Origin of the sequence: Ferrimonas pelagia, from assembly GCF_039543565.1 — a bacterium.
Lineage (GTDB): Bacteria > Pseudomonadota > Gammaproteobacteria > Enterobacterales > Shewanellaceae > Ferrimonas > Ferrimonas pelagia.
Window position 1 is genome coordinate 17212 of the sequence record NZ_BAABJZ010000024.1, and the last position, 19372, is coordinate 36583.

At 61.2% G+C, this 19372-nt stretch carries 20 protein-coding genes; 10 read left to right on the forward strand and 10 right to left on the reverse strand.

Annotated elements, in window-relative coordinates; translation table 11 throughout:
* Window positions 1-41 precede the first annotated feature (41 nt).
* From ABEA08_RS08815 to ABEA08_RS08830, 4 genes are all read right to left on the reverse strand, one after another.
* Window positions 42-524 carry a nuclear transport factor 2 family protein gene (locus tag ABEA08_RS08815; protein ID WP_345334932.1) on the reverse strand — a complete coding sequence of 161 codons (483 nt, stop codon included), beginning with the start codon at window positions 522-524 and terminating at the stop codon, window positions 42-44.
* Between the two features lie 105 nt (window positions 525-629).
* Window positions 630-1394, reverse strand: a complete 765-nt coding sequence (locus ABEA08_RS08820; protein ID WP_345334933.1) for an SDR family oxidoreductase — start codon at window positions 1392-1394, stop codon at window positions 630-632.
* Between the two features lie 62 nt (window positions 1395-1456).
* Complete coding sequence (locus tag ABEA08_RS08825; RefSeq protein WP_345334934.1) at window positions 1457-1960, reverse strand: SRPBCC family protein; 504 nt, start codon at window positions 1958-1960, stop codon at window positions 1457-1459.
* A gap of 31 nt (window positions 1961-1991) precedes the next feature.
* Window positions 1992-2768, reverse strand: coding sequence for an SDR family oxidoreductase (locus ABEA08_RS08830; RefSeq protein ID WP_345334935.1), 777 nt, complete (start codon window positions 2766-2768; stop codon window positions 1992-1994).
* 194 nt (window positions 2769-2962) lie between these two features.
* Here ABEA08_RS08830 and ABEA08_RS08835 point away from each other — a divergent pair, with 194 nt between their 5' ends.
* From ABEA08_RS08835 to ABEA08_RS08875, 9 genes are all read left to right on the forward strand, one after another.
* Complete coding sequence (locus ABEA08_RS08835) at window positions 2963-3799, forward strand: alpha/beta fold hydrolase (RefSeq protein ID WP_345334936.1); 837 nt, start codon at window positions 2963-2965, stop codon at window positions 3797-3799.
* 36 nt (window positions 3800-3835) lie between these two features.
* The gene (locus ABEA08_RS08840) at window positions 3836-4627 is read left to right on the forward strand and encodes a fumarylacetoacetate hydrolase family protein (protein ID WP_345334937.1); all 792 of its coding nucleotides are present in this window, start codon (window positions 3836-3838) and stop codon (window positions 4625-4627) included.
* 39 nt (window positions 4628-4666) lie between these two features.
* Window positions 4667-5575 carry an acetaldehyde dehydrogenase (acetylating) gene (locus ABEA08_RS08845; RefSeq protein WP_345334938.1) on the forward strand — a complete coding sequence of 303 codons (909 nt, stop codon included), beginning with the start codon at window positions 4667-4669 and terminating at the stop codon, window positions 5573-5575.
* A 25-nt stretch (window positions 5576-5600) separates the two neighbouring features.
* Window positions 5601-6629: a 4-hydroxy-2-oxovalerate aldolase gene (gene dmpG / locus ABEA08_RS08850; RefSeq protein WP_345334939.1), complete on the forward strand. Its 1029-nt coding sequence runs from the start codon at window positions 5601-5603 to the stop codon at window positions 6627-6629.
* Between the two features lie 63 nt (window positions 6630-6692).
* Complete coding sequence (locus ABEA08_RS08855; RefSeq protein WP_345334940.1) at window positions 6693-7970, forward strand: serine hydrolase domain-containing protein; 1278 nt, start codon at window positions 6693-6695, stop codon at window positions 7968-7970.
* Window positions 7971-8222: 252 nt separating this feature from the next.
* Window positions 8223-9233, forward strand: a complete 1011-nt coding sequence (locus ABEA08_RS08860) for a bifunctional MaoC family dehydratase N-terminal/OB-fold nucleic acid binding domain-containing protein (protein ID WP_345334941.1) — start codon at window positions 8223-8225, stop codon at window positions 9231-9233.
* Window positions 9234-9256: 23 nt separating this feature from the next.
* Window positions 9257-10393 carry an acyl-CoA dehydrogenase family protein gene (locus ABEA08_RS08865; RefSeq protein WP_345334942.1) on the forward strand — a complete coding sequence of 379 codons (1137 nt, stop codon included), beginning with the start codon at window positions 9257-9259 and terminating at the stop codon, window positions 10391-10393.
* Window positions 10390-10806 carry a MaoC family dehydratase gene (locus ABEA08_RS08870; protein ID WP_345334943.1) on the forward strand — a complete coding sequence of 139 codons (417 nt, stop codon included), beginning with the start codon at window positions 10390-10392 and terminating at the stop codon, window positions 10804-10806. The genes ABEA08_RS08865 and ABEA08_RS08870 overlap by 4 nt, the downstream gene beginning before the upstream one ends.
* Window positions 10803-11987, forward strand: coding sequence for a lipid-transfer protein (locus ABEA08_RS08875; RefSeq protein ID WP_345334944.1), 1185 nt, complete (start codon window positions 10803-10805; stop codon window positions 11985-11987). The genes ABEA08_RS08870 and ABEA08_RS08875 overlap by 4 nt, the downstream gene beginning before the upstream one ends.
* Window positions 11988-12180: 193 nt before the next feature.
* On the opposite strand, the gene ABEA08_RS08880 is transcribed toward ABEA08_RS08875, so the two are convergent.
* Complete coding sequence (locus ABEA08_RS08880; RefSeq protein WP_345334945.1) at window positions 12181-12999, reverse strand: AraC family transcriptional regulator; 819 nt, start codon at window positions 12997-12999, stop codon at window positions 12181-12183.
* 81 nt (window positions 13000-13080) lie between these two features.
* Here ABEA08_RS08880 and ABEA08_RS08885 point away from each other — a divergent pair, with 81 nt between their 5' ends.
* A complete protein-coding gene (locus ABEA08_RS08885; RefSeq protein ID WP_345334946.1) occupies window positions 13081-14262 on the forward strand; it encodes an MFS transporter in 1182 nt (393 codons plus the stop codon).
* 160 nt (window positions 14263-14422) lie between these two features.
* Here ABEA08_RS08885 and ABEA08_RS08890 read toward each other — a convergent pair whose 3' ends face one another.
* From ABEA08_RS08890 to ABEA08_RS08910, 5 genes are all read right to left on the reverse strand, one after another.
* Window positions 14423-14659, reverse strand: coding sequence for a hypothetical protein (locus ABEA08_RS08890; RefSeq protein WP_345334947.1), 237 nt, complete (start codon window positions 14657-14659; stop codon window positions 14423-14425).
* 703 nt (window positions 14660-15362) lie between these two features.
* Window positions 15363-16484, reverse strand: coding sequence for an acyl-CoA dehydrogenase family protein (locus tag ABEA08_RS08895; RefSeq protein WP_345334948.1), 1122 nt, complete (start codon window positions 16482-16484; stop codon window positions 15363-15365).
* Between the two features lie 9 nt (window positions 16485-16493).
* Window positions 16494-17687, reverse strand: a complete 1194-nt coding sequence (locus ABEA08_RS08900) for an acyl-CoA dehydrogenase family protein (RefSeq protein ID WP_345334949.1) — start codon at window positions 17685-17687, stop codon at window positions 16494-16496.
* Between the two features lie 66 nt (window positions 17688-17753).
* Window positions 17754-18428 carry a PaaI family thioesterase gene (locus ABEA08_RS08905; protein ID WP_345334950.1) on the reverse strand — a complete coding sequence of 225 codons (675 nt, stop codon included), beginning with the start codon at window positions 18426-18428 and terminating at the stop codon, window positions 17754-17756.
* Between the two features lies 1 nt (window position 18429).
* Window positions 18430-19338 carry an SDR family NAD(P)-dependent oxidoreductase gene (locus ABEA08_RS08910; protein WP_345334951.1) on the reverse strand — a complete coding sequence of 303 codons (909 nt, stop codon included), beginning with the start codon at window positions 19336-19338 and terminating at the stop codon, window positions 18430-18432.
* Window positions 19339-19372 lie beyond the last annotated feature (34 nt).

A 19372-nucleotide genomic window follows, 5' to 3' on the forward strand; every position in this document is an offset into this window, starting at 1 on the left:
TGGTTGGATACCACTGTGCTAAGTGCTTGTGATGGTGTGTCTTAGCAGCTTGTGCCCAGAGCACTCTTAAGCTTGGTTGGCACGCCGGTGTGGTGCACGCCCTTGGGAATGGGGCTGATCTGTTCGAACAGGCGCTGATAGCGCGACGCGCTGATCCGCCACTGGCCGTCCACTTTGACGTACTCATCGCGGTAGATGGCGCTGCCTTCAAACTGCACCTGGTGCTCCAGATTGACGAAGGTGTCGCGCAGATACCAGATCCCGGTGGCGCTGTCGCCATCGACACTGATCTCCGGATTGACCCCGATATGTACACCAAACTGGCGCTCGGTGAAGGTGGTGGTAAAGAAGGTGGCCAACGCATCCCAGCCCTGGTGCTCGATGTTGTAGCTCGGGCCCTGATAGTGGATCAGCCCATCGCTGGTAAACACGGTTTCCATGGTGGTTAGGTCGGCGGTATCCAGGGCGCGGAAATAGCGACTCTTGAGCTGTTTGATCAGTTCAATGGCTTCGAGATCTAACATGGTGAATCCCTTTTTGAGGTGATGCGAGGGGGACTCGGTGCCAGATGAGCTGCACCGAGTGCCTTGTTGGTTTGCCGGGGCTCGGCTCGACCGGATCGCTTGCGGTTAAAATTGATCCGGCCGGATCATCGCATCGGAGCCGCCATCGACGAACAGTACGCTGCCTTGGACGAACGCCGATTGCTCGCTGAGCAGGAAGCCGACGGCGTTGGCGATGTCTTCTGGCTGACCGGCGCGGCCCAGCGGGATGCTCCTTTCAAATTGGGCCATCGATTGGGCCAGCTCGGGATCGGCCTTGGCCGCGTCGGTCAGCGGGGTTTGGGTAAAGCCCGGCGCGACGGCGTTGAGACGAACACCGGCACGGGCAAACGCCGTGGCATTGCGACGCATCCACTGGGTGATGGCGCGCTTGGAGCTGAGGTAGGCCAGTTGGCCGTGATTGCTTTTTTCTGCCAGAGCGCAGGCGTGCGCTTCGTCGTCGGCCAGCATGGCGTCGATCTTGGCTTGATCAAAGTGTGGCATGGCGCCGGAGTTGGAGCCGATCAACACCGCCGAGCCCTGCTTTTTCGCCAGGTGCTCGCGTAGCCCTTCCAGCGTGGCTTTGGCACCGAAATAGTTGACCTGAAGCAGCAAGGGCGCGGGCGCGGCGGGCCCCAAGCCGGCGCAGGCGACGAAGCCGTCCAGGCCGTGCGGGCTGCGCTCGATGATCCCCGCGACGGCGCTATCTCGCCCCTCGGTGGTGCTCAGATCGGCGAGGATATCGGCGTCTTTGATGTCCACGACGATCAATTCGTGGCCGGCGTCGCGGAGCTGTTGTTTGATCGCGGCGCCAATGCCGGTGGCGCCTCCTGTCATTGCGTAGATTGCCATGGTCTCTTCCTTGTCTGCTCAACAGGCGCTGCCATGCTTGGCTTGCCCACTGTTATGTCGGCTCAGCGTGCCTCGGCGTTGGTGCTTTGGGGCCGGTTGCTGGGCTGTCCGGTTTCGTAATAGCGTTTTAGGTTGCGGCCGATCTTATACACCGCCTTGCTCATCGCTTTGCGCAGCAGCCAGCGATCCAGCAGTTTGCCCAGTACGCCGCCGCGCAGGGTGTAGTGCATGGCCGTGGTGATCTGGGCCTTTCCCTCATCGCTGGCACTGAGCCGGTAGTGAAACTCGGCGTTGGCAAACGGCGGCGGGGCGCCGCGCTCGCCCCGATGGAGGCGAATGACAAAGCCTTCCCCCTCCTGCCAGGCGGTGACGGTTTCATCCAGCCAGCGCTGCTTCACCATTGTCACCCGACGGCTGGCGCCAATGCCTTGATCTGGACCCGGATGCAGTTCGCATTGAACCACGTCCGGGACATAATGCGCGGCGGCGGTCAGATCCTGCAATCGGGCCCAGGCTTGCGCTACAGACAGATCCAATGAGGTGGTGAAACTGGCGTGTGAGCTCATGGTATTCCCCTTTGTGTCGGCTTTCACCGGCTTAATGGCCCGCGTTGCCGGCGTTTAAGAAGGCCGGTTTCTCGCCGCCGCCATGGACGGTCAGCTCGGCACCGCTGACATAGCTGGCCAAGTCGGATGCTAGGTACAAACAGGTGTCGCCGATGTCGCTGGGGTTGGCCATGCGGCCCAGCGGTACGGTCGCGCTGACGGCGGCAATGCCCGCCTCGTCGCCATAGTGGAGGTGGGCCTGCTCGGTCAGGATCAACCCCGCGATCAGGGCATTGACCCGCACCTTCGGCGCCCACTCCACCGCGAGTGAGCCGGTCAGGTTCATCAGCCCCGCCTTGGCGGCGCCATAAGCGGCGGTGCCCGGCGAGGGGCGCTTGGCGCTGACGCTGCAGATATTGATGATGTTGCCGCCACCCGCTTGTTGCTGCATCACCGCATTGGCCTGCTGGCACAGGTTCAGTGGCGCCAGCAGATTGAGGCGGATGATGGACTCGGAGAAGCGCGGCGACACTGTGGCGGCCTCGGCGTGCGGCGCGCCGCCGGCGTTATTCACCAGCACATCCAAACGACCGAAGCGCTCGACGATGGCGTCGATCAGCCCTTGGGTTTGGGTCACGTCTTTGACGTCGCAGGGCAGAAACAGCGCGGTTTTGCCCCCGCCTTGTGGCAGTGCCTCCGGCTCGCTGCGGCCGCAGATCACCACATCCGCGCCCTGAGCCAGGAAGCGTTCGCTGATCCCCTTGCCGGCACCTTTGCCCCCGCCGGTTACCAGTACCACTTTGCCGCTGAAATCCACCGGGTTTTGCATGCTGTCTCCTTACTGCCAAGTTGCCATAATCGCCATGACGCGCGTCATTTCTTCGATGGAGTCATCCTATCTGCTGCGGCCTGGGCTGGCTTAGTCCTTTGGGACGATGAGGCTTGGGCGGGCCATTGGAACAATGCCTGCATGAAGATCGGCCCGACTCATTCCGGATCTGTGATCCATCAAGGAGCCCCCTTATGCGTGCGATCCCTCAGGATCAGATCATCTCGCTCGATCTGCCCCAACTGGCGCAGCCATTGCAGCTGCACTATCACGAGGCGGGCAGTGGCGAGCCCGTGCTGTTTATTCACGGCAGCGGGCCTGGAGCCAGCGGTTACAGCAACTTCAAAGGCAACTTTCGGGTGTTTGGCGAGGCGGGTTACCGCGCCATCGTGCCGGATCTGCCCGGCTATGGCTTAAGTGACAAGCCGGATACCCAATATCATCTGGATCTGTTTGTTGACGCCATGACGGGGCTGCTGGATAGGCTCGATATTGGTCAGGTGACGCTGGTGGGCAACTCACTCGGTGGCGCCATTGCGCTGAAGATGGCGCTGGATAATCCGGCGCGGGTGAAGAAGTTGCTGTTGATGGCGCCCGGCGGGCTAATGGATAAAGCCGAATATTACCAGCGGATGGAGGGCATTCAGACCATGGCGGCGGCGTTTGCCGCCGGCGAGCTGCGCGATGCTGTCGGCATGAAACGCCTACTCTGTCTGCAGCTGTTTGATGCCTCACAGGTGACCGATGAAACCGTGGCAGAGCGGGTCAATGTGGTGCTGGAGCAGCCCGCCTGTGTGCTGTCGACCATGGACGTGCCGAACATGGCGCAGCGCCTGGGCGAGTTGTCCTGCCCCATCTTCGTGATGTGGGGTATGAACGACAAGTTCTGCCCGGTGGATGGGGTGGAAACCTTGATGAACCATTGCCGCAATATCCGGGTGCAGCTGCTGAGCGAATGCGGCCACTGGGTGATGGTAGAGTATCAGGATCTGTTTAATCGACAGTGTCTCGATTTCATTGCTCACGACTGACTCGAGAGCGGTCGCAAAGGATCTGAAGGAAGCATTATGGACAAGCAACAACGGGATCAATACGGCGATGAGCTGTATCACGCACTGAAGCAGGGCAAGACCCTGCAGCCCTTTAGTGAGCGGGCGTTGCCGATCACCATCGAGGATGCCTACCACATCTCGCAGCGCTTTATTGCCCGTCGGGTCGAGGACGGTGACACCATCGTCGGCAAGAAGATCGGAGTGACCTCCAGACCGGTACAGCAGATGTTGGGGGTGCATCAGCCGGACTTTGGCTTTATCACCGCGAGCATGCAGTTTGCTGATCAGGCCGAGATCTCGCTAAGCGCCAACCGGCTGATCCAGCCGCGGGCCGAGGGGGAGATCGCCTTTAAGCTCAAGGCGGATCTGCAGGGGCCGGGCGTGACCGAGGTGGATGTGCTGGCGGCCACCGAGTGCGTGATCCCCTGTTTCGAGATCGTCGATTCCCGCATCGATAACTGGCGCATCAAGATCGAAGATACGGTTTCTGATAATGCCTCCTGCGGGGTGTTTGTGCTCGGCGATAACGCGGTGGATCCGCGCCAGTTGGATCTGCCCAATCTGCTGATGAAGGTCAGCAAGAACGGCCAGCCCTTAAGTGAAGGGTTTGGCTCGGCGGTGCAGGGCGATCCGCTGACGGCGGTGGCCTGGCTGGCCAACACCCTGGGGGTGTTTGGCATTCCGTTTAAGGCGGGCGAGATAATCCTGTCCGGTTCGTTAGTGCCGCTTGAGCCGGTGGTAGCGGGTGATGAGATGAGTTTAACCATTGAAGGTTTAGGCAGTTGCAGCGTGCGCTTTAGCGAATAAGCCGCGGGCGGTGCAGAACGAACAGGCAAGGAAGGCAGCATGAGTCAAAAATTGAAAGCGGTGATCATCGGACCCGGTAATATCGGCACCGATCTGCTGATGAAAATGCAGCGCAGCGACTGGATTGAACCTGTGTGGATGGTGGGGATCGATCCCGAGTCCGAGGGGCTCAAGCGGGCCGCCGAGATGGGCATTAAAACCTGCGCCAGCGGCGTCGACGGCATTTTGCCGCACATCATTGAGGACGATATCCGGGTGGCGTTCGATGCCACCTCGGCCTACGTCCATGCGGAAAACAGCCGCAAGCTCAACGAGCTGGGGGTGGTGATGATCGATCTGACCCCGGCGGCCATCGGCCCCTTCTGCGTGCCGCCGGTGAATCTGGCGGGATTGGCAAAAGATCTCAACATGAACGTCAACATGGTCACTTGTGGCGGCCAGGCCACCATTCCGATGGTGGCGGCGGTCTCGCGGGTGCAAGCGGTTGAATACGGCGAGATCGTCGCGACCGTGTCGTCCCGCTCGGTGGGCCCGGGCACCCGCCAGAACATCGATGAGTTTACCCGCACCACTTCCAAAGGGGTGGAGCTGGTCGGCGGGGCTAAGATCGGTAAGGCGATCATCATCATCAATCCGGCGGAGCCGCCGTTGATGATGCGCGATACCGTGCACTGCCTGACCGAGTCGGAGCCGGATAAAGACGCCATCACCCGCTCCATTTTGGACATGGTGGAAGAGGTGCAGAAGTACGTGCCGGGCTACCGCCTGGTCAATGGCCCCATCTTCGACGGCAACAAGGTGTCGGTGTTTATGGAGGTTGAAGGGCTGGGGGATTTCCTGCCCAAGTACGCCGGGAACCTGGATATTATGACCGCTGCGGGCCTGCGCACCGCGGAGATGTTTGCCGAGCACGCCGCCAGTGGCGAGCTGACGTTGCCTGCGCGCTAACGCGTCGAGCAGAGGAGAATTCGAGATGGATCTAACCGGTAAGAAAGTCACCCTACACGACATGTGTCTGCGGGACGGCATGCACGCCAAAGCACATCAGATCACCACCGAGCAGATGGTGAATATCGCCACCGGGTTGGACGAAGCCGGGGTACCGCTGATCGAGGTGACCCATGGCGATGGCTTGGGTGGCCGCTCGCTCAACTATGGCTTCCCCGCTGCCTCCGATGAGGCATACCTCAAGGCGGTGGTGCCGAAGATGAAAAACGCCAAGATCTCGGCCCTGTTGCTGCCGGGGATCGGTACGGTGGACCATCTGAAGATGGCGCACGATCTGGGGGTCAGCACCATTCGTGTGGCGACCCACTGCACCGAGGCCGATGTGTCCGAGCAACACATCGGCATGGCCGCCAAGATGGGCATGGATACCGTTGGCTTCCTGATGATGGCGCACATGGTCGAGCCAGAAAAAATTCTTGAGCAGGCCAAGCTGATGGAAAGCTACGGCGCCAACTGCATCTACGCCACGGATTCGGCGGGCTTTATGCTGCCGGCGGACGTGCAGGCGCGCATTGGCTTGCTGCGCAGCGAGCTTAAGCCGGAAACCGAAATAGGTTTCCACGGCCACCACAACTTGGGCATGGCGATCGCCAACTCGATTGCCGCCATTGAGGCCGGCGCCAGCCGCATCGATGGCTCGGCTGCGGGGCTGGGCGCCGGTGCCGGTAACACGCCGTTGGAGGTGTTCACCGCGGTACTGCATCGCATGGGCGTGGAGACCGGGGTGGATCTGTATCAACTGATGGATGTGGCGGAGGATCGGGTGGTGCCGATCATGGATCAACCGATCCGGGTGGATCGCGAATCGCTGACCTTGGGCTACGCCGGGGTTTACTCCTCCTTCCTGCTGTTTGCCAAGCGCGCCGAGGCCAAGTACGGCGTATCGGCACGGGACTTGTTGATCGAGCTGGGCCGTCGTCGCACCGTCGGTGGTCAGGAAGATATGATCGAAGATCTGGCGCTGACCATGGCCAAAGAGCAGGGGCTGATCTAACCGGATCGCCATGGCCTGTGAGCCCCGCTGTGCGGGGCTTTGTTGTTTTGAGGGGGCACAAGTATGTGGAAGAAGATCGCAACCGGGGTAGGGACGGTGCTGGCCGTCGTGGTGTTGGTGCTGGTGAGTGCGGCGTTGGTCTATCGTCAGGAGTTGACCAACCTGCACGCCATGGTGCAGATGTTTAAGCCGGAGAATCTGACGCACACTTTCCAGAATACCTATCGGATCCAGCCGGCTCGCGCGATCCCGGCGACGGGAAGCGTGTTTGAGTTTGACCGCGCTGAGGCGCCGCTGCCGGCGGCGTTTGTCAGTGGTGAGCGGGAGCTGGATCTGGCGCAGTTTCTCGATGAACGCGCCACCATGGGGCTGTTGGTGATCCAAAACGACGTGATCCTGCATGAGAGCTACCAGCGTGGCAGCAGCGATCAGAGCCTGTTTGCCTCCAACTCCATGGGCAAATCCTTTGTCTCGGCGCTGGCGGGCATTGCCTTGAGTGAAGGCAAGATCCGAAGCTTTGATGACAATGTGGCGGATTATGTGGCGGAGCTTAAAGGCAGCGAGTGGGATGGCGTCACCATCCGTCAGGTGGCCACCATGTCCAGTGGCATGAAGTTCAACGAGAACTACGCCGATCCCGCCTCGGACGTAGCCAAGATGTCACTCAAGATGGCCTTCGGTACGCCGTTGATCGAATACCTGCCCAGTCTGGTACGCGAGCGCCCGGCCGGGGAGTACAACGACTATAAGAGCGTGAACTCAGAAGTGCTGGGGCTGGTGGTGGAGCGGGCCATCGGCGGGCAGTTGTCCGGCTACATGGCGGAAAAGCTGTGGGGCCCCATCGGCGCGGAGCGTGAGGCACATTGGTTAGTGGAAGCCAGCGAGGCCAGCGGTCACCGTGAGCTGGCGATGGGCGGTTTAAGCGTCCATCTGCGCGACTACGCCCGCTTCGGTCGACTCTATCTGCACGGCGGCAACTGGAATGGCGAGCAGATCATTCCGGCGCATTATGTGGCGGAGTCCACCACGGTGCAGGGGCCGCATCTGGCTCCGGGCTATGACAACCCCGGCTCCAGCTCGTTTTCCGGCTACGGCTATCAGTGGTGGATCCCGCTCGGCTCACAGGGCGACTTCCAGGCCCAGGGCATTTACGGCCAGTTTATCTATGTCGATCCCGCGACCGAGACGGTCATCGTCACCACCCGGGCCGACACAGGGTATTACGATCCCGGTCGTCAGTCGCTGCTGGACAGCACGGCGATGTTCCGCGCCATCGCCGCGCACTATGCGCACTATGCGCAAGACCGGCCGGGCTCGATGGCTGCACGCTTATCGGAGTGAATCCGCCTGCGGGCATTCCGTGCTGGCAGCGAACAAACCGAGTCGATGACAGGCTCGGTTTGATGTGCCTGCGCGCCGGCCAGAGCAGATCCGAACCCGCCTCCTCAGCGATGGGGAGGCGGGTTTATATCGGACGTTTTTGTCACTCGCCATTGGCCGGTTTCGCCATTGAGCGCGTGCCTTAGCCTCGTAGAATGGTTGCTATCAAGGAGTGCCCGATCGCGCTGATCGGGGATCAGGGAGAGTAACCGAATGAGCGACGTCTCTACGCAAGATCTGCAAGAGCAGCAAGAGCAACAGCAGGAGCTGGAAGCGCGCATGGCGGCGACGGTGGGCGTCACTGTCGGGCCACAGCGCAGCTGGGATCCCATCAATGTGCCGATGATCCGTCAATGGTGTCAGGCCATGGGCGACGATAATCCGCTCTACAACGACGCGGCATACGCCCGCAGCCAAGGCTTTGCCGACATCGTGGCACCGCCCACCATGCTGCAGGCCTGGACCATGAAGGGCTACACCGATCAGCAGGCGCTGGGCAGCGTGTTGCGCACCAGTGATCAGCCCTATGTGCTGGATATCCTCGACGAGTACGGTTACGTCTCCGTGGTGGCGGTCAACTGCGATCAAAACTACTTCCGTCACCTGCATCCGGGCGACGACATTAAGCACACTAACACCATCGAGTCGGTGTCCGAGCTGAAACACACCGCGCTGGGCGAGGGCTACTTCGTCACCGAGCTGTGGCACTTTACCGATCAACACGACGCGCCGGTGGGCGAGATGCGTTTTCGCTTGCTCAAGTTCAAGGCGCCCCAGCGCCAAGCGACCAACGCAGACAAGCCGGCCTCGGGCAGCAGCCGCAAGGTGCAGCGGCCCCAGCCGGGGATCAATCGTGATAACCGTTTCTTCTGGCAAGGCCTGAGCCAGGGCAAGTTGCTCATTCAGCGCTGCACCAGTTGCGACACCCTGCGCCATCCACCGGCCCCCATGTGCCCGAGCTGCCGCTCCTTGCAACACGACGCCATCGAGGCGTCGGGCAAAGGCGTGGTGCACAGTTTTGTCAATCTGCACCACCCGGCGCTGCCGGCGTTTGATGAGCCCAACCCCATCGCTTTGGTTGAGCTGGAAGAGGGCACTCGCCTGGTGGCTCAACTGATTGATATCGAGCCGCAGGATGTGACTATCGGTCTGCCTGTTGAAGTGCAGATCACCGAATTTGACGGCGATCAGAGCCTGGCCCTGTTTAAGCCTGCCCAGGCTTAGATCTGCAAAGGAAGGAGAAGTTCATGGATTTTAATTTCACGGAAGATCAGGTGGCGATCCGCGATCTGGCCCGTCAGATCCTGCGGGATCATGCCTCCGACGAGCAGGTACACGCCCAAGCCCAAACCGGTGCGGCGTACGACACCGAGCTGTGGCAACAGTTTGCCGAAGCAGGCTTGTTGGGGGTGGCGTTGCCAGAGGCCTACGGCGGCATTGGCTTAGGCATTACCGAACTGTGTTTGATTTTGGAAGAGCAGGGCCGCTTTGTCGCGCCGTTGCCGCTGTATAGCGCATTGGTGCTGGGTGGTTTGAGCGTGGCGCAATTTGGCTCGGATCAACAAAAAGACATCTTGCTGACCGGCCTCGCTACCGGCGAGCACCTGCTGACCGGCGCGTTTGCCGAGCTGGGCATGAGCCCGGCGGGGATCGTACCCATGACGGCGACGGCGGATGGCGCCGGCTATCGACTCACTGGCGTGCGCCAAGCGGTGCCGTTTGCGGCGCAGTCGGCGGCCATCGTGGTGCCGGCGCAGACAGAAACCGGCACCGTGTTGCTGCTGGTGAAGCCGGACCAAGCTGGCGTCAGTTTGGATGAAGCCTTGTCGACCAATGGCCAGCCCTGCGCCACGCTGCACGCGGACGAGGTGGTGATCGAAGCGGCGGCGGTTTTGGTGGACGAAGCGCGAAGTGACGCGGCGATCAACTGGATCGAACAGCACGCTCAGACGGCGCTGGTGGCGATCCAGATCGGGGTGATGGAGGAGTCGCTCAAGCGCACCGCCGAATACACCACCGATCGTAAACAGTTTGGCACCGCCATTGCCGGGTTCCAGAGCACTACCATTCGCTGCGCCGATGCCTACATCGACGTCGAGGCGACTCGCTCCGCCTATTGGAAGGCGTTGTGGCTGTTGGCGGAAGGCCAAGAGGCCTTGGCCAATGTCTGGGCCGCCAAATGGTGGGCCAGCACCGGTGGCCATCGGGTGGCGCATACCGCGCAGCACCTGCACGGCGGGATCGGCTCGGACATCGACTATCCCCTGCACCGCTTCTTCCTGTGGACCAAGCAGAACACTCTGAGTCTGGGCGGCAGCAATCAACAATTGGCCAAGATCGGCGCGCAACTGGCGGATGCCGAGCAGCTGGAGGCGGTGATATGAGCCTGACGTATAACCAAGTGCAGATCGGCGACAAGCTGCCGCCGCTGGAGATCGACGTTAGCACCCGGCTGATCGTCGCCACCGCCATGGCCTCACGCGACTATCAGAATGTGCACCACGATCGCGACGCGGCGCAGTCGCTGGGCAGTGAGGACATCTTTATGAATATCCTCACCACCAACGGCCTGGTGGGGCGTTTCGTCACCGACTGGACCGGCCCGACCGGTCTGCTCAACACCGTCAACATCAAGCTGGGGGTGCCCAACTACGCCGGTGACCGAATGAAGCTGATGGGTAAGGTGAGCGCCAAGCACGCCAATAACCAGATCGAGATCGATGTGGTCGGCAAAAACAGCATGGGCAACCACGTCAACGGCACCGTGTTGGTGACCCTGCCGGAGGGAGACGCATGAGCAGTAAGACAAATGGATTGAGTGGTGCGGCGGCCATTGTCGGCATTGGCGCCACCGAGTTTTCCAAGAAGTCCGGCCGCAGTGAGATGCAGCTGGCGGTGGAGTGCGTGACCCAGGCACTGGATGACGCCGGGATCGATCCGTCCGAGGTGGATGGCCTGTGTACCTTCACCCTGGACAACAACCCGGAAATTGAGGTGCACCGTAACATCGGTGGCAAGGAGCTGAAGTTCTTCAGCCGCATCCACTATGGCGGCGGCGCCGCGTGCGCCACGGTGCAGCAGGCGGCGATGGCCGTGGCCACCGGGGTGTGTGAAGTGGCGGTGGTGTACCGCGCGATGAACGAACGCTCCGAGTACCGTTTCGGTGCCGGGATGCAGGATCAGGCGGCGGATCCGACGTTTGAAACCGCCCACTACGGCTGGTACATCCCCCACGGCTTGGTAACGCCGGCGTCCTGGGTAGCGATGGTGGCCCAGCGTTATATGCACGAAACCGGCGCCACCACCGAAGATTTCGGCCGGGTGGCGGTGGCGGCCCGCAAAATGGCGGCGAACAACCCCAACGCCTGGTTCTATCAGCAGCCCATCACGCTGGAGGATCATCAAAACTCCCGCTGGATCTGCGAGCCGCTGCGTCTACTCGATTGCTGTCAGGAGAGCGACGGCGGGGTGGCACTGGTGATCACCTCCACCGAGCGGGCCAAGACGCTGAACAAGAAGCCGGCCATCATCAAGGCGGCGGCGCAAGGGGCCTGTGACGATCCGCAGATGATGACTCACTTCTACCGCAAAGACATGTCGCGTCTGACCGAAGTCGGTCTGGTGGCCAAGCAGCTTTACAGCCAGGCGGGTATTGGTCCGCAGGATATCCAGACGGCGGTTATTTACGATCACTTCACCCCGTTTGTGCTGCCCCAGTTGGAGGAGTTTGGCTTCTGTGATCAGGGCAAGGCCAAGGACTTCGTCCGCGCCGGTGAGATCGAGATGGGCGGACGCCTGCCGATCAACACCCACGGCGGCCAACTCGGTGAAGCCTACATTCACGGCATGAATGGCATCGCCGAAGGGGTGCGGCAGATCCGCGGCGAAGCGGTGAACCAGGTAGATAACGTCGAGAACGTGCTGGTGTCTGCCGGCACTGGCGTGCCAACCTCCGGCTTGATCCTCGGCGTAAAGTAAACGCCGTGCGATCGCTTTGAAACGTGCGAAAGCCCCAGCCGTTTGGCTGGGGCTTTTTTACGCCGCCGAGGCGGTGAGCCCGATGGATAATGTCGAAAACGTGCTGCTCTGCACCGGCACCGACTTCAGGCTCAGTCTGCGGGGGGAAGTCAACGCCGCGCGAGTATTTTGGCGCGTGCGAGAGCTCCTGCCTTCAACGCGGGGGCTTGTTTGAGCCCGACTCCAGCGATCGGCTGTTGCGGTATTGATTGGGCGGTTTACCCAGCGCCTTTTTAAACATGGTGATGAAGGCACTGACCGAGTCGTAGCCCAGCTGGGCCGAGATGGATTGCACGCTGTCACCGTCGCCGAGTCGCTCCAAGGCGTGGATCAGATGCAACTGACCACGCCAGCGCGCAAAGCTCAGCCCGGTGTGCTGGCGCAAGCGGCGGGTAAAGGTGCGTTCACTCATGGCGCAGGCTTGAGCCCAATGGCTCAGCGTCCGACGATCGGCGGGATCGGCGATCAACGCCTCGGCGACGCGATGCAGGGCGGGATCGGCGGGCAGGGCAAAATTCAGCGGGGTACGGGGCTGTTGGCTGAGTTGGTGCAGCAGCACCTGGATCAGGGCGGCGTCGTGCTGATCGGGGGCCTGTGTCTGCGGCTGCTGGGCTAGATGGAGGATCATCTCGCGTAGCATGGGGGAGATCGCTAGGGTGCAGGGACGATCCGGCAGATCCAGCGCTGTCGCATCGATAAACACGAAGGCAAAGTGACTGTGGGGCGAGGCGTGGTTGCTGTGGGGCAGATCTGGCGGGATCCACATCGCCGACTGGCTCGGCACCATCCAGATCCCATCGTCGACGTAGCAGCGCATGCTGCCGTGCAGCGGCACGACCAACTGGCCGCTGGCGTGTTGATGGCGGGGAGATGGGGTGCTTTGTGCGTCGCTGTGGTGCAGTGCGGCGACGGCGATCCGGCCGTAGCGAGCGGGTTGATGTCGGTGATCCACTAAATTGGCCGAATTGAGCAATAAGCTGTCATTTTGGCTAAATTAAGCCGGGGCGGCAAGGGGTAGGATCCAACGCCTCGTTGATCTGTTTGAGTGCGCGTTATGTCCCTCCTCTTTCGTTATCGATCGGCTTGGATCCTGTTTGGGATCCTGCTGATCGCCGCCAGCTTACGCTCCCCGATCACTGCGTTGGGGCCTATCTTGGAACCCATGAGCCAGGCGCTGGCCCTGAGTCCGGTGGCGGCCGGGCTGTTGGCGACTCTGCCGCTGCTGGCCTTCGCCTTTCTCTCGCCTTTGTCCACGCCGGTGGCGGCCAGGCTGGGGATCGAGCCTGCCCTGCTGCTGGCCCTGCTTCTGTTGGTCGGTGGTATTGGCCTTCGCTCCGTCGGCGACGTGCCGAGTCTGTTTGTCGGCACCGCGGTGCTTGGCTGCGGCATCGCCTTGGGCAATGTGTTGCTGCCTGCCCTACTGAAGTTACGCTACCCGAACCGGATCCCGCTGCTGACCGGCGCCTACGCCATGATTATGGGGCTCAGTGCGACGCTGGCCTCTTGGTTTATCGTGCCGCTCAACCAGGCTTTGGGCTGGCGTGGTGCCCTGCTTAGCTTGGGTTTGTTGCCCGTGCTGGCGGTAATCGTGTGGGCGCTGTGCCTGCGGGGGCAATGTCATGACAGCGCGATCTCCCGTCCTGCCATGGTGGGCAGGAGCCAACCCGTGCCCGCGCTGTGGCGACATCCGTTGGCCTGGCAGGTGGCGCTGTTTATGGGGTTTAACTCGGTGGTCTTTCACACCACCAACACCTGGCTGCCCGCGCTATTGACCGAGCAGGGTTTTTCATTGGCGCAAGCGGGACGTTTGCACGGGGGGCTGCATCTGAGTGGGGCGATCGCCGGTCTGTTGCTGGTCCCCTTGATGCGCGTTGGCTTGAGCGCTTCGACCTTGGCGGCGGCGATCAGCTTGATCACCCTGCTGGGCTATGTGGGTCTGTGGGCAGCACCGGCACAGGCGCCGATCTGGATCGGCGTGTTTGGCGCGGGATCCGGGTTGATCCTGACGCTGGCGCTCTCCTTTATCGCTCTGCGCGCGAATTCGCCGCTGCAGGCGGTGGCGCTGTCGGCCATGGTACAAAGTTGTGGTTACTTGATGGCGGCGGTGGGTCCGGTGCTGTTTGGCGGTTTGTTTGCCTGGTCTGGCAGTTGGCATGCGCTGCTGCCGCTGTGGTGGGGCTTGCTGCTGTGCACGGCGTTGTTTGGGGCCCTGGCCGGGCGGGAGCGGACTTTGTAGAGCGGGCGTTAATTTTTTTCTCCTTGTCGGTGAACTTCTTGCGACGGTCGCCGTCTACTCTTACGGACTCATCATCCTCCCTGCTTATTGCGGCATTGGTAGCCTTGCGCGACTGATGCCACAATTAAGAAAAGCCTGCAGCTTGTACTGCGGGCTTTTTTTATGGGCGATCGTTTTTGTCTGATCCCGCGTTGGCCGCAGGATCCTGCTTCTGGGCCCAGTCGATCAACAGCAGGACCGGGTAGGGCGCCATCAATACCAAACCCAGCCCGATCAAACAGGCGATCATCACCATGGCGCCGAGTTGTTGGCTCAGGGGGGTTAGCCACAGCATGCCCATGCCGGTCAGCAGCATAAGCACGCCAAGCCAGTGCAGCTTTTTCAGTGTCGAGATCATCAAGGGCTCCCTCCGTTGTGGGTCTGCAGGATCACGCTAACCTAGGGCGGCGTGGTGCGCCAGCGCCCGGTTGAGCGATCGCGCCGATCTTCGCTCGATAAAAAAGATCAAATTAGCGCGATGGGATCGGAACTAATGCCGGTCTTGGGCGTCCATTACTACGGACTCATCATCCTCCCTGCAAATGGCGCGCATCGGCCATATGGCCCATGAAGCAAACCAACAGGAAAGGCTTACGGCAGTCACCGTGGGCTTTTTTTGTGACTTGGTTTCAGTTATAGCCGGCCGTCACTGATTAATTCTTAACTTATCTGATTGATTGAATTGTATTTTTAATGGATGGTTCGATGGATGTTGGTACAGGCTCTGCGCACGTGATCTATATCAAGTTACAGTGCAAAAGCTGATAGATAATTTCTTTCTGGGGGTGACAACTGTGAGGGCTGTGTCACAATGCTCTTGAATCATCATCCCTGCAAGACGGTGGTCGACCAAGGTTTCATCCGCTTTGGTCGCTGAGGGGGGCAACCCCGTGTTACAGAGCAAGGCTTCATCCCCCTTGCTTCCACCGACAGAAAAACGTCCGTCTCATCAACGGGCGTTTTTTTGATCTTAAGGATCGCAAAGCGGGCGTCGCGCGATCAACAAGACCGGCCGAGGCCGGTCTTTTGCGTTGGGCTGAGTGAGGGTGTCTACCGATCGATCAGTAGCCGCTGAGGCGGGCGAAGCGATCGTAATGATATTGGCTGTTGCCCAGCAGCACCTGCGCCACCCGGGCGCGCTTGAGGAAGAAGCCCACCTCCAGCTCATCGGTGACGCCAATGCCGCCGTGCAGCTGGGTCGCCTCGTTGGTCACCAGCTCTGCGATCTCGCCGATCTTGGCTTTGGCCGCGCTGATCCGCGCCGCGCGATCCGGCCGATCGGCTTCCACTGCCGATAACGCATCCATCAGCACGGTTTTGCTTTGCTGGATCTCAATGTACATCTTGGCGGCACGATGCTGCAGTGCCTGAAACGAGCCGATGTGCACGCCAAACTGCTTGCGCTCTTTGAGGTATTCGACGGTGCGCTCAAACATCGCCTGAATGCCGCCGAACTGCTCCGCTGCCAGCGCCAGACGGCCATTATCCAGTGCTAACTCTAATGCCGCAGCGACATCCTCGCTGCCGCTGAGCTTGTGCTGCTCGGCCACCGCGACCTTGTCCAGTGTGATCTGAGCGTAGTTGCGGCTGTCGGCCAGTTGGCGGCGCGATAGGGTGACGCCGGTGGCGCTGGGATCGACAATGTACAAGCCCAGTTCACTCGCTTCGAGCGCCGCGACCAGCAGCTTGTCGGCGCCGATCCCGTCGATCACCATCTGTTTGCATCCGGACAGTTCAAAACCGTCCGCAGTGCGGATGGCGCTGGTTTGAATGTTGGCCGGGTTATGGTGCACTCCCTCATCCAACGCCAACGCAAAGCGCAGCTCACCGGCAGCGATCTGCGGCAGCCACTGCAGTTTCTGTTGCTCATTGCCGGCGGCCAAAATGGCGCTGCCGGACAAGACGACGGAGCTGAGCAGCGGCGAGCACACTAGGGTGCGGCCAAACTCTTCCATCCCGGCGCACAGGCCTTTGAGACCGAAATCGAAACCGCCGTAGCTTTCAGGCAGCAGCATGCCGCCCCAGCCCAGCTCCAGCAGTTGTTGCCAGGTGGCGTCATCGAAAGCGGTTGCTGAGCCGGCGTCGCGCAGGGCACGCAGCGCCTCGACCGGGGCTTGCGCCTGGGCAAAATCACGGGCGGTGTCTTTGAGGGCCCGTTGCTCCTCATTGAATGCTAAAGACATACGCGCTCCTTATTGATCTGGCAGGCCAAGCACCCGCTTGGCGATGATGTTGAGTTGCACCTCGGAGGTGCCACCGGCGATGGAGTGGGTTTTCACCCCGAGCCAGTCGCGGGTCAGCTTGATGTCGGCCTCGGAAAACCCCTCGCCCGCCCAGCCCAGCCCCTGCGCCCCGGTGATCTTCAGCGCCAGTTCGTACTTGAGCTTTTCCTCTTCGGTGCCGGCGTATTTGAGGATCATCCCCAGTGAGGGATCGCCCACGCCTTCGGCGAATTCGGCGCCCATCCTCGGCATGGCCAGATCCAGCGCGCGCTTGTTGATCTCATTGCGGGCGATCGCCTGGCGCAGGATCGGATCGGCGATCCGGCCCTGAGGATCCTCACCTAGGTGTTGCTTGGCCAGTTGCGACAATACGATCGGATCGGCGGCGATGGTCGCTTCCAGATCCGCCATCATGTTGCGCTCAAACTCCAGCACCCGCTTGGCCACGGTCCAGCCCTTGTTCTCTTCGCCCAGACGGTTGGCCTTGGGCACCCGCACGTTGTCGAAGAAGGTTTGGCAGAAGTGGGTCTCGCCGGTGATCAATTCGATCGGCTTGGCTTCCACGCCCGCGGAGGCCATATCGAACAACAGGAAGCTGATCCCCTCCTGTTTCTTGGCGTCCTTGTCGGTGCGGGTCAGACAGTAGATCCAGTCGGAATGATCGGCGTAGGAGGTCCAGATCTTGGTGCCGTTGACGATGTAGTCGTCCCCATCACTTTCGGCTTTGGTTTGGACATTGGCCAGATCGGAGCCGGCGCCGGGCTCGGAATAGCCCTGACACCAACGGATCTCGCCGCGGGCGATCTTAGGCAGGTGCTCGCGCTTTTGTTCCTCAGTGCCAAATTCCAAGATGGCGGGGCCCGCCATCCAGATCCCCAGGTTCACCTGGGGTGGGCGACAGCCCAGTCGCGCCATCTCTTTCTTGAAGATGGCGGTCTGTTTGCGATCAAAGCCGGCGCCGCCGTACTCAAGCGGCCAGTCGGGGACGCAGTAGCCCTTTTCGACGCAGCGATCAAACCAGAGCTTGGCGTCCTCACAAGGGAATTGAATGTTGCGCCCGCCCCACACCTGATCTTCAGGGGTGGCCGGAGTGCGCATGGACTCGGGGCAGTTCTGCTCCAGCCAGGTGCGGATCTCCTGACGGAAAGCGTTCAGATCGGACATCGTGTCCTCCTTCACAAATGCCGGGCCGGGTTACACCGACTCGACGATGGATTCGGTTGTCGGTGCTCACTGTTCGGCGCTGAGCTCGGCGTTCAGTTGGGCATTGCGCTGGCGGGAAAAATCCTGATACAGGGCATGATCCACATCGATAAACAGTGCCTCGGCCTCGGCCAGGATCACTTGGGTCCCTGCCAGCATCAGGCGGCCTTTGAGCACGCTTTTGCGCCCTTTGTGGCTTTCGCACCAGCCTTCAAAACGCAACGGCTGTTTCAAGGGCACCGGCTTGCGGTACTGCACCTGCAATTTGCCGGTCATGCTCGGGGTGCTCTTCGGTGCCTGGACGATGCCAAACAACTCGTCAAACAGCGCGGCGGTGAAGCCTCCGTGTACCAGCCCGGGACCGCCTTCGAAGGCGGCGCTGTAGAACACCTCAGCGACGGCGGTTTCGCCCTCCCGGAAATAGCGCACCTTCGGGGCCACGGCGTTGAGCGCGCCGCTGACTGGGGTAAACAGGTTTTGCTGGCTGCCGTAATCGTAGGCGCTGTCCTGATCGGCGCGGACCTCGCGCCGCCGAGGCGGATGGCCGAGCACCAAGGGCTCGGCCTTCTCCAGCAGCAGCGCTAGGCGCTGCAGGCTGTCGTCATCGACGTGATCGGCCACCAGACGTTCATTGAGCCGCCGTAGCGTCTCGCCGATCTTCTGCTGTTGCGCCTGACGCGCGCGAGGGCGGGATGCGGTCATGTTACATCTGCGGCATGATGGCGAAACCGTCCCGCACCGGCACCTGGCCGGCGAAGTGATCGCCCATCGCCTGATGCAGGCTGTCCGGGGTCCAGATCTCGCCGGAGTCGAAGCTCTTTCCCATCACCGGCTTGTCGACCACGGTGACGTTCTTACCCCACACCACAAACACCTGACCGGAGATATTGCCGGCCTGCTCGGAGGAGAGATAGCCCACCAGCGGGCTGACGTTTTCCGGGGCGAAGGTGTCAAAGCCGGCATCCGGCTTGGCGAACATCTTGGCGGTGACGCCCTGATCGGTCATTTGAGTGCGGGCGCGGGGGCAGATCACGTTGGCGGTGACGCCGTAGTTGAGCATCACCTGCGCGGCGCCCATGGTCATGGCCACAATGCCGGACTTGGCCGCGGCGTAGTTGGGCTGCCCGGCTGAGCCGTACAGGAAGGCTTCGGAGGAGGTGCTGATCAAGCGGCCAAATACCGGCTTACCGTCGGCTTTGCACTTGTTGCGCCAGTACTCGGTGGCGTGGCGCATGTTGACGAAGTGGCCCTTGAGGTGAACCCGGACCACAGAGTCGAACTCCTCTTCCGACATGTTGAAGATCAAACGGTCGCGGCAGAAGCCGGCGTTATTGACCAGGATATTGACGTCACCCCAGGTGTCCAGTGCCTTGCCAAACAGCGCCTTGGAGTCGTCCCAGCTGGCGCAGTCGCCAAAGTGGGCAATGGCTTCGCCACCGAAGCCTTTGATCTCCTCGACCACGCCCATGGCCACGGCCTGCGCGTCGCTGTTGTGGCCTAAGTCGCTCACCACCACACGGGCGCCCTGCTTGGCCAGCTCAATCGCTTCGGCCCGGCCTAAGCCGCGGGCGGCACCGGTGACGATCGCTACTTTTCCATCTAATTGCGTCATTCTGTTTCTCCTTGGCGGGGCAGGTTTTGCCGTG

Excerpts from the sequence above, each read along its gene's own strand:
- ABEA08_RS08815 (WP_345334932.1), bottom strand. The coding sequence starts at position 524 with ATGTTAGATCTCGAAGCCATTGAACTGATCAAACAGCTCAAGAGTCGC.
- ABEA08_RS08870 (WP_345334943.1), top strand. The coding sequence starts at position 10,390 with ATGAGCCTGACGTATAACCAAGTGCAGATCGGCGACAAGCTGCCGCCG.
- ABEA08_RS08855 (WP_345334940.1), top strand. The coding sequence starts at position 6,693 with ATGTGGAAGAAGATCGCAACCGGGGTAGGGACGGTGCTGGCCGTCGTG.
- ABEA08_RS08900 (WP_345334949.1), bottom strand. The coding sequence starts at position 17,687 with ATGTCCGATCTGAACGCTTTCCGTCAGGAGATCCGCACCTGGCTGGAG.
- ABEA08_RS08910 (WP_345334951.1), bottom strand. The coding sequence starts at position 19,338 with ATGACGCAATTAGATGGAAAAGTAGCGATCGTCACCGGTGCCGCCCGC.
- ABEA08_RS08825 (WP_345334934.1), bottom strand. The coding sequence starts at position 1,960 with ATGAGCTCACACGCCAGTTTCACCACCTCATTGGATCTGTCTGTAGCG.
- ABEA08_RS08905 (WP_345334950.1), bottom strand. The coding sequence starts at position 18,428 with ATGACCGCATCCCGCCCTCGCGCGCGTCAGGCGCAACAGCAGAAGATC.
- ABEA08_RS08840 (WP_345334937.1), top strand. The coding sequence starts at position 3,836 with ATGGACAAGCAACAACGGGATCAATACGGCGATGAGCTGTATCACGCA.
- ABEA08_RS08890 (WP_345334947.1), bottom strand. The coding sequence starts at position 14,659 with ATGATCTCGACACTGAAAAAGCTGCACTGGCTTGGCGTGCTTATGCTG.
- ABEA08_RS08845 (WP_345334938.1), top strand. The coding sequence starts at position 4,667 with ATGAGTCAAAAATTGAAAGCGGTGATCATCGGACCCGGTAATATCGGC.
- ABEA08_RS08885 (WP_345334946.1), top strand. The coding sequence starts at position 13,081 with ATGTCCCTCCTCTTTCGTTATCGATCGGCTTGGATCCTGTTTGGGATC.
- ABEA08_RS08835 (WP_345334936.1), top strand. The coding sequence starts at position 2,963 with ATGCGTGCGATCCCTCAGGATCAGATCATCTCGCTCGATCTGCCCCAA.
- ABEA08_RS08875 (WP_345334944.1), top strand. The coding sequence starts at position 10,803 with ATGAGCAGTAAGACAAATGGATTGAGTGGTGCGGCGGCCATTGTCGGC.
- ABEA08_RS08895 (WP_345334948.1), bottom strand. The coding sequence starts at position 16,484 with ATGTCTTTAGCATTCAATGAGGAGCAACGGGCCCTCAAAGACACCGCC.
- ABEA08_RS08830 (WP_345334935.1), bottom strand. The coding sequence starts at position 2,768 with ATGCAAAACCCGGTGGATTTCAGCGGCAAAGTGGTACTGGTAACCGGC.
- dmpG (WP_345334939.1), top strand. The coding sequence starts at position 5,601 with ATGGATCTAACCGGTAAGAAAGTCACCCTACACGACATGTGTCTGCGG.
- ABEA08_RS08865 (WP_345334942.1), top strand. The coding sequence starts at position 9,257 with ATGGATTTTAATTTCACGGAAGATCAGGTGGCGATCCGCGATCTGGCC.
- ABEA08_RS08820 (WP_345334933.1), bottom strand. The coding sequence starts at position 1,394 with ATGGCAATCTACGCAATGACAGGAGGCGCCACCGGCATTGGCGCCGCG.
- ABEA08_RS08860 (WP_345334941.1), top strand. The coding sequence starts at position 8,223 with ATGAGCGACGTCTCTACGCAAGATCTGCAAGAGCAGCAAGAGCAACAG.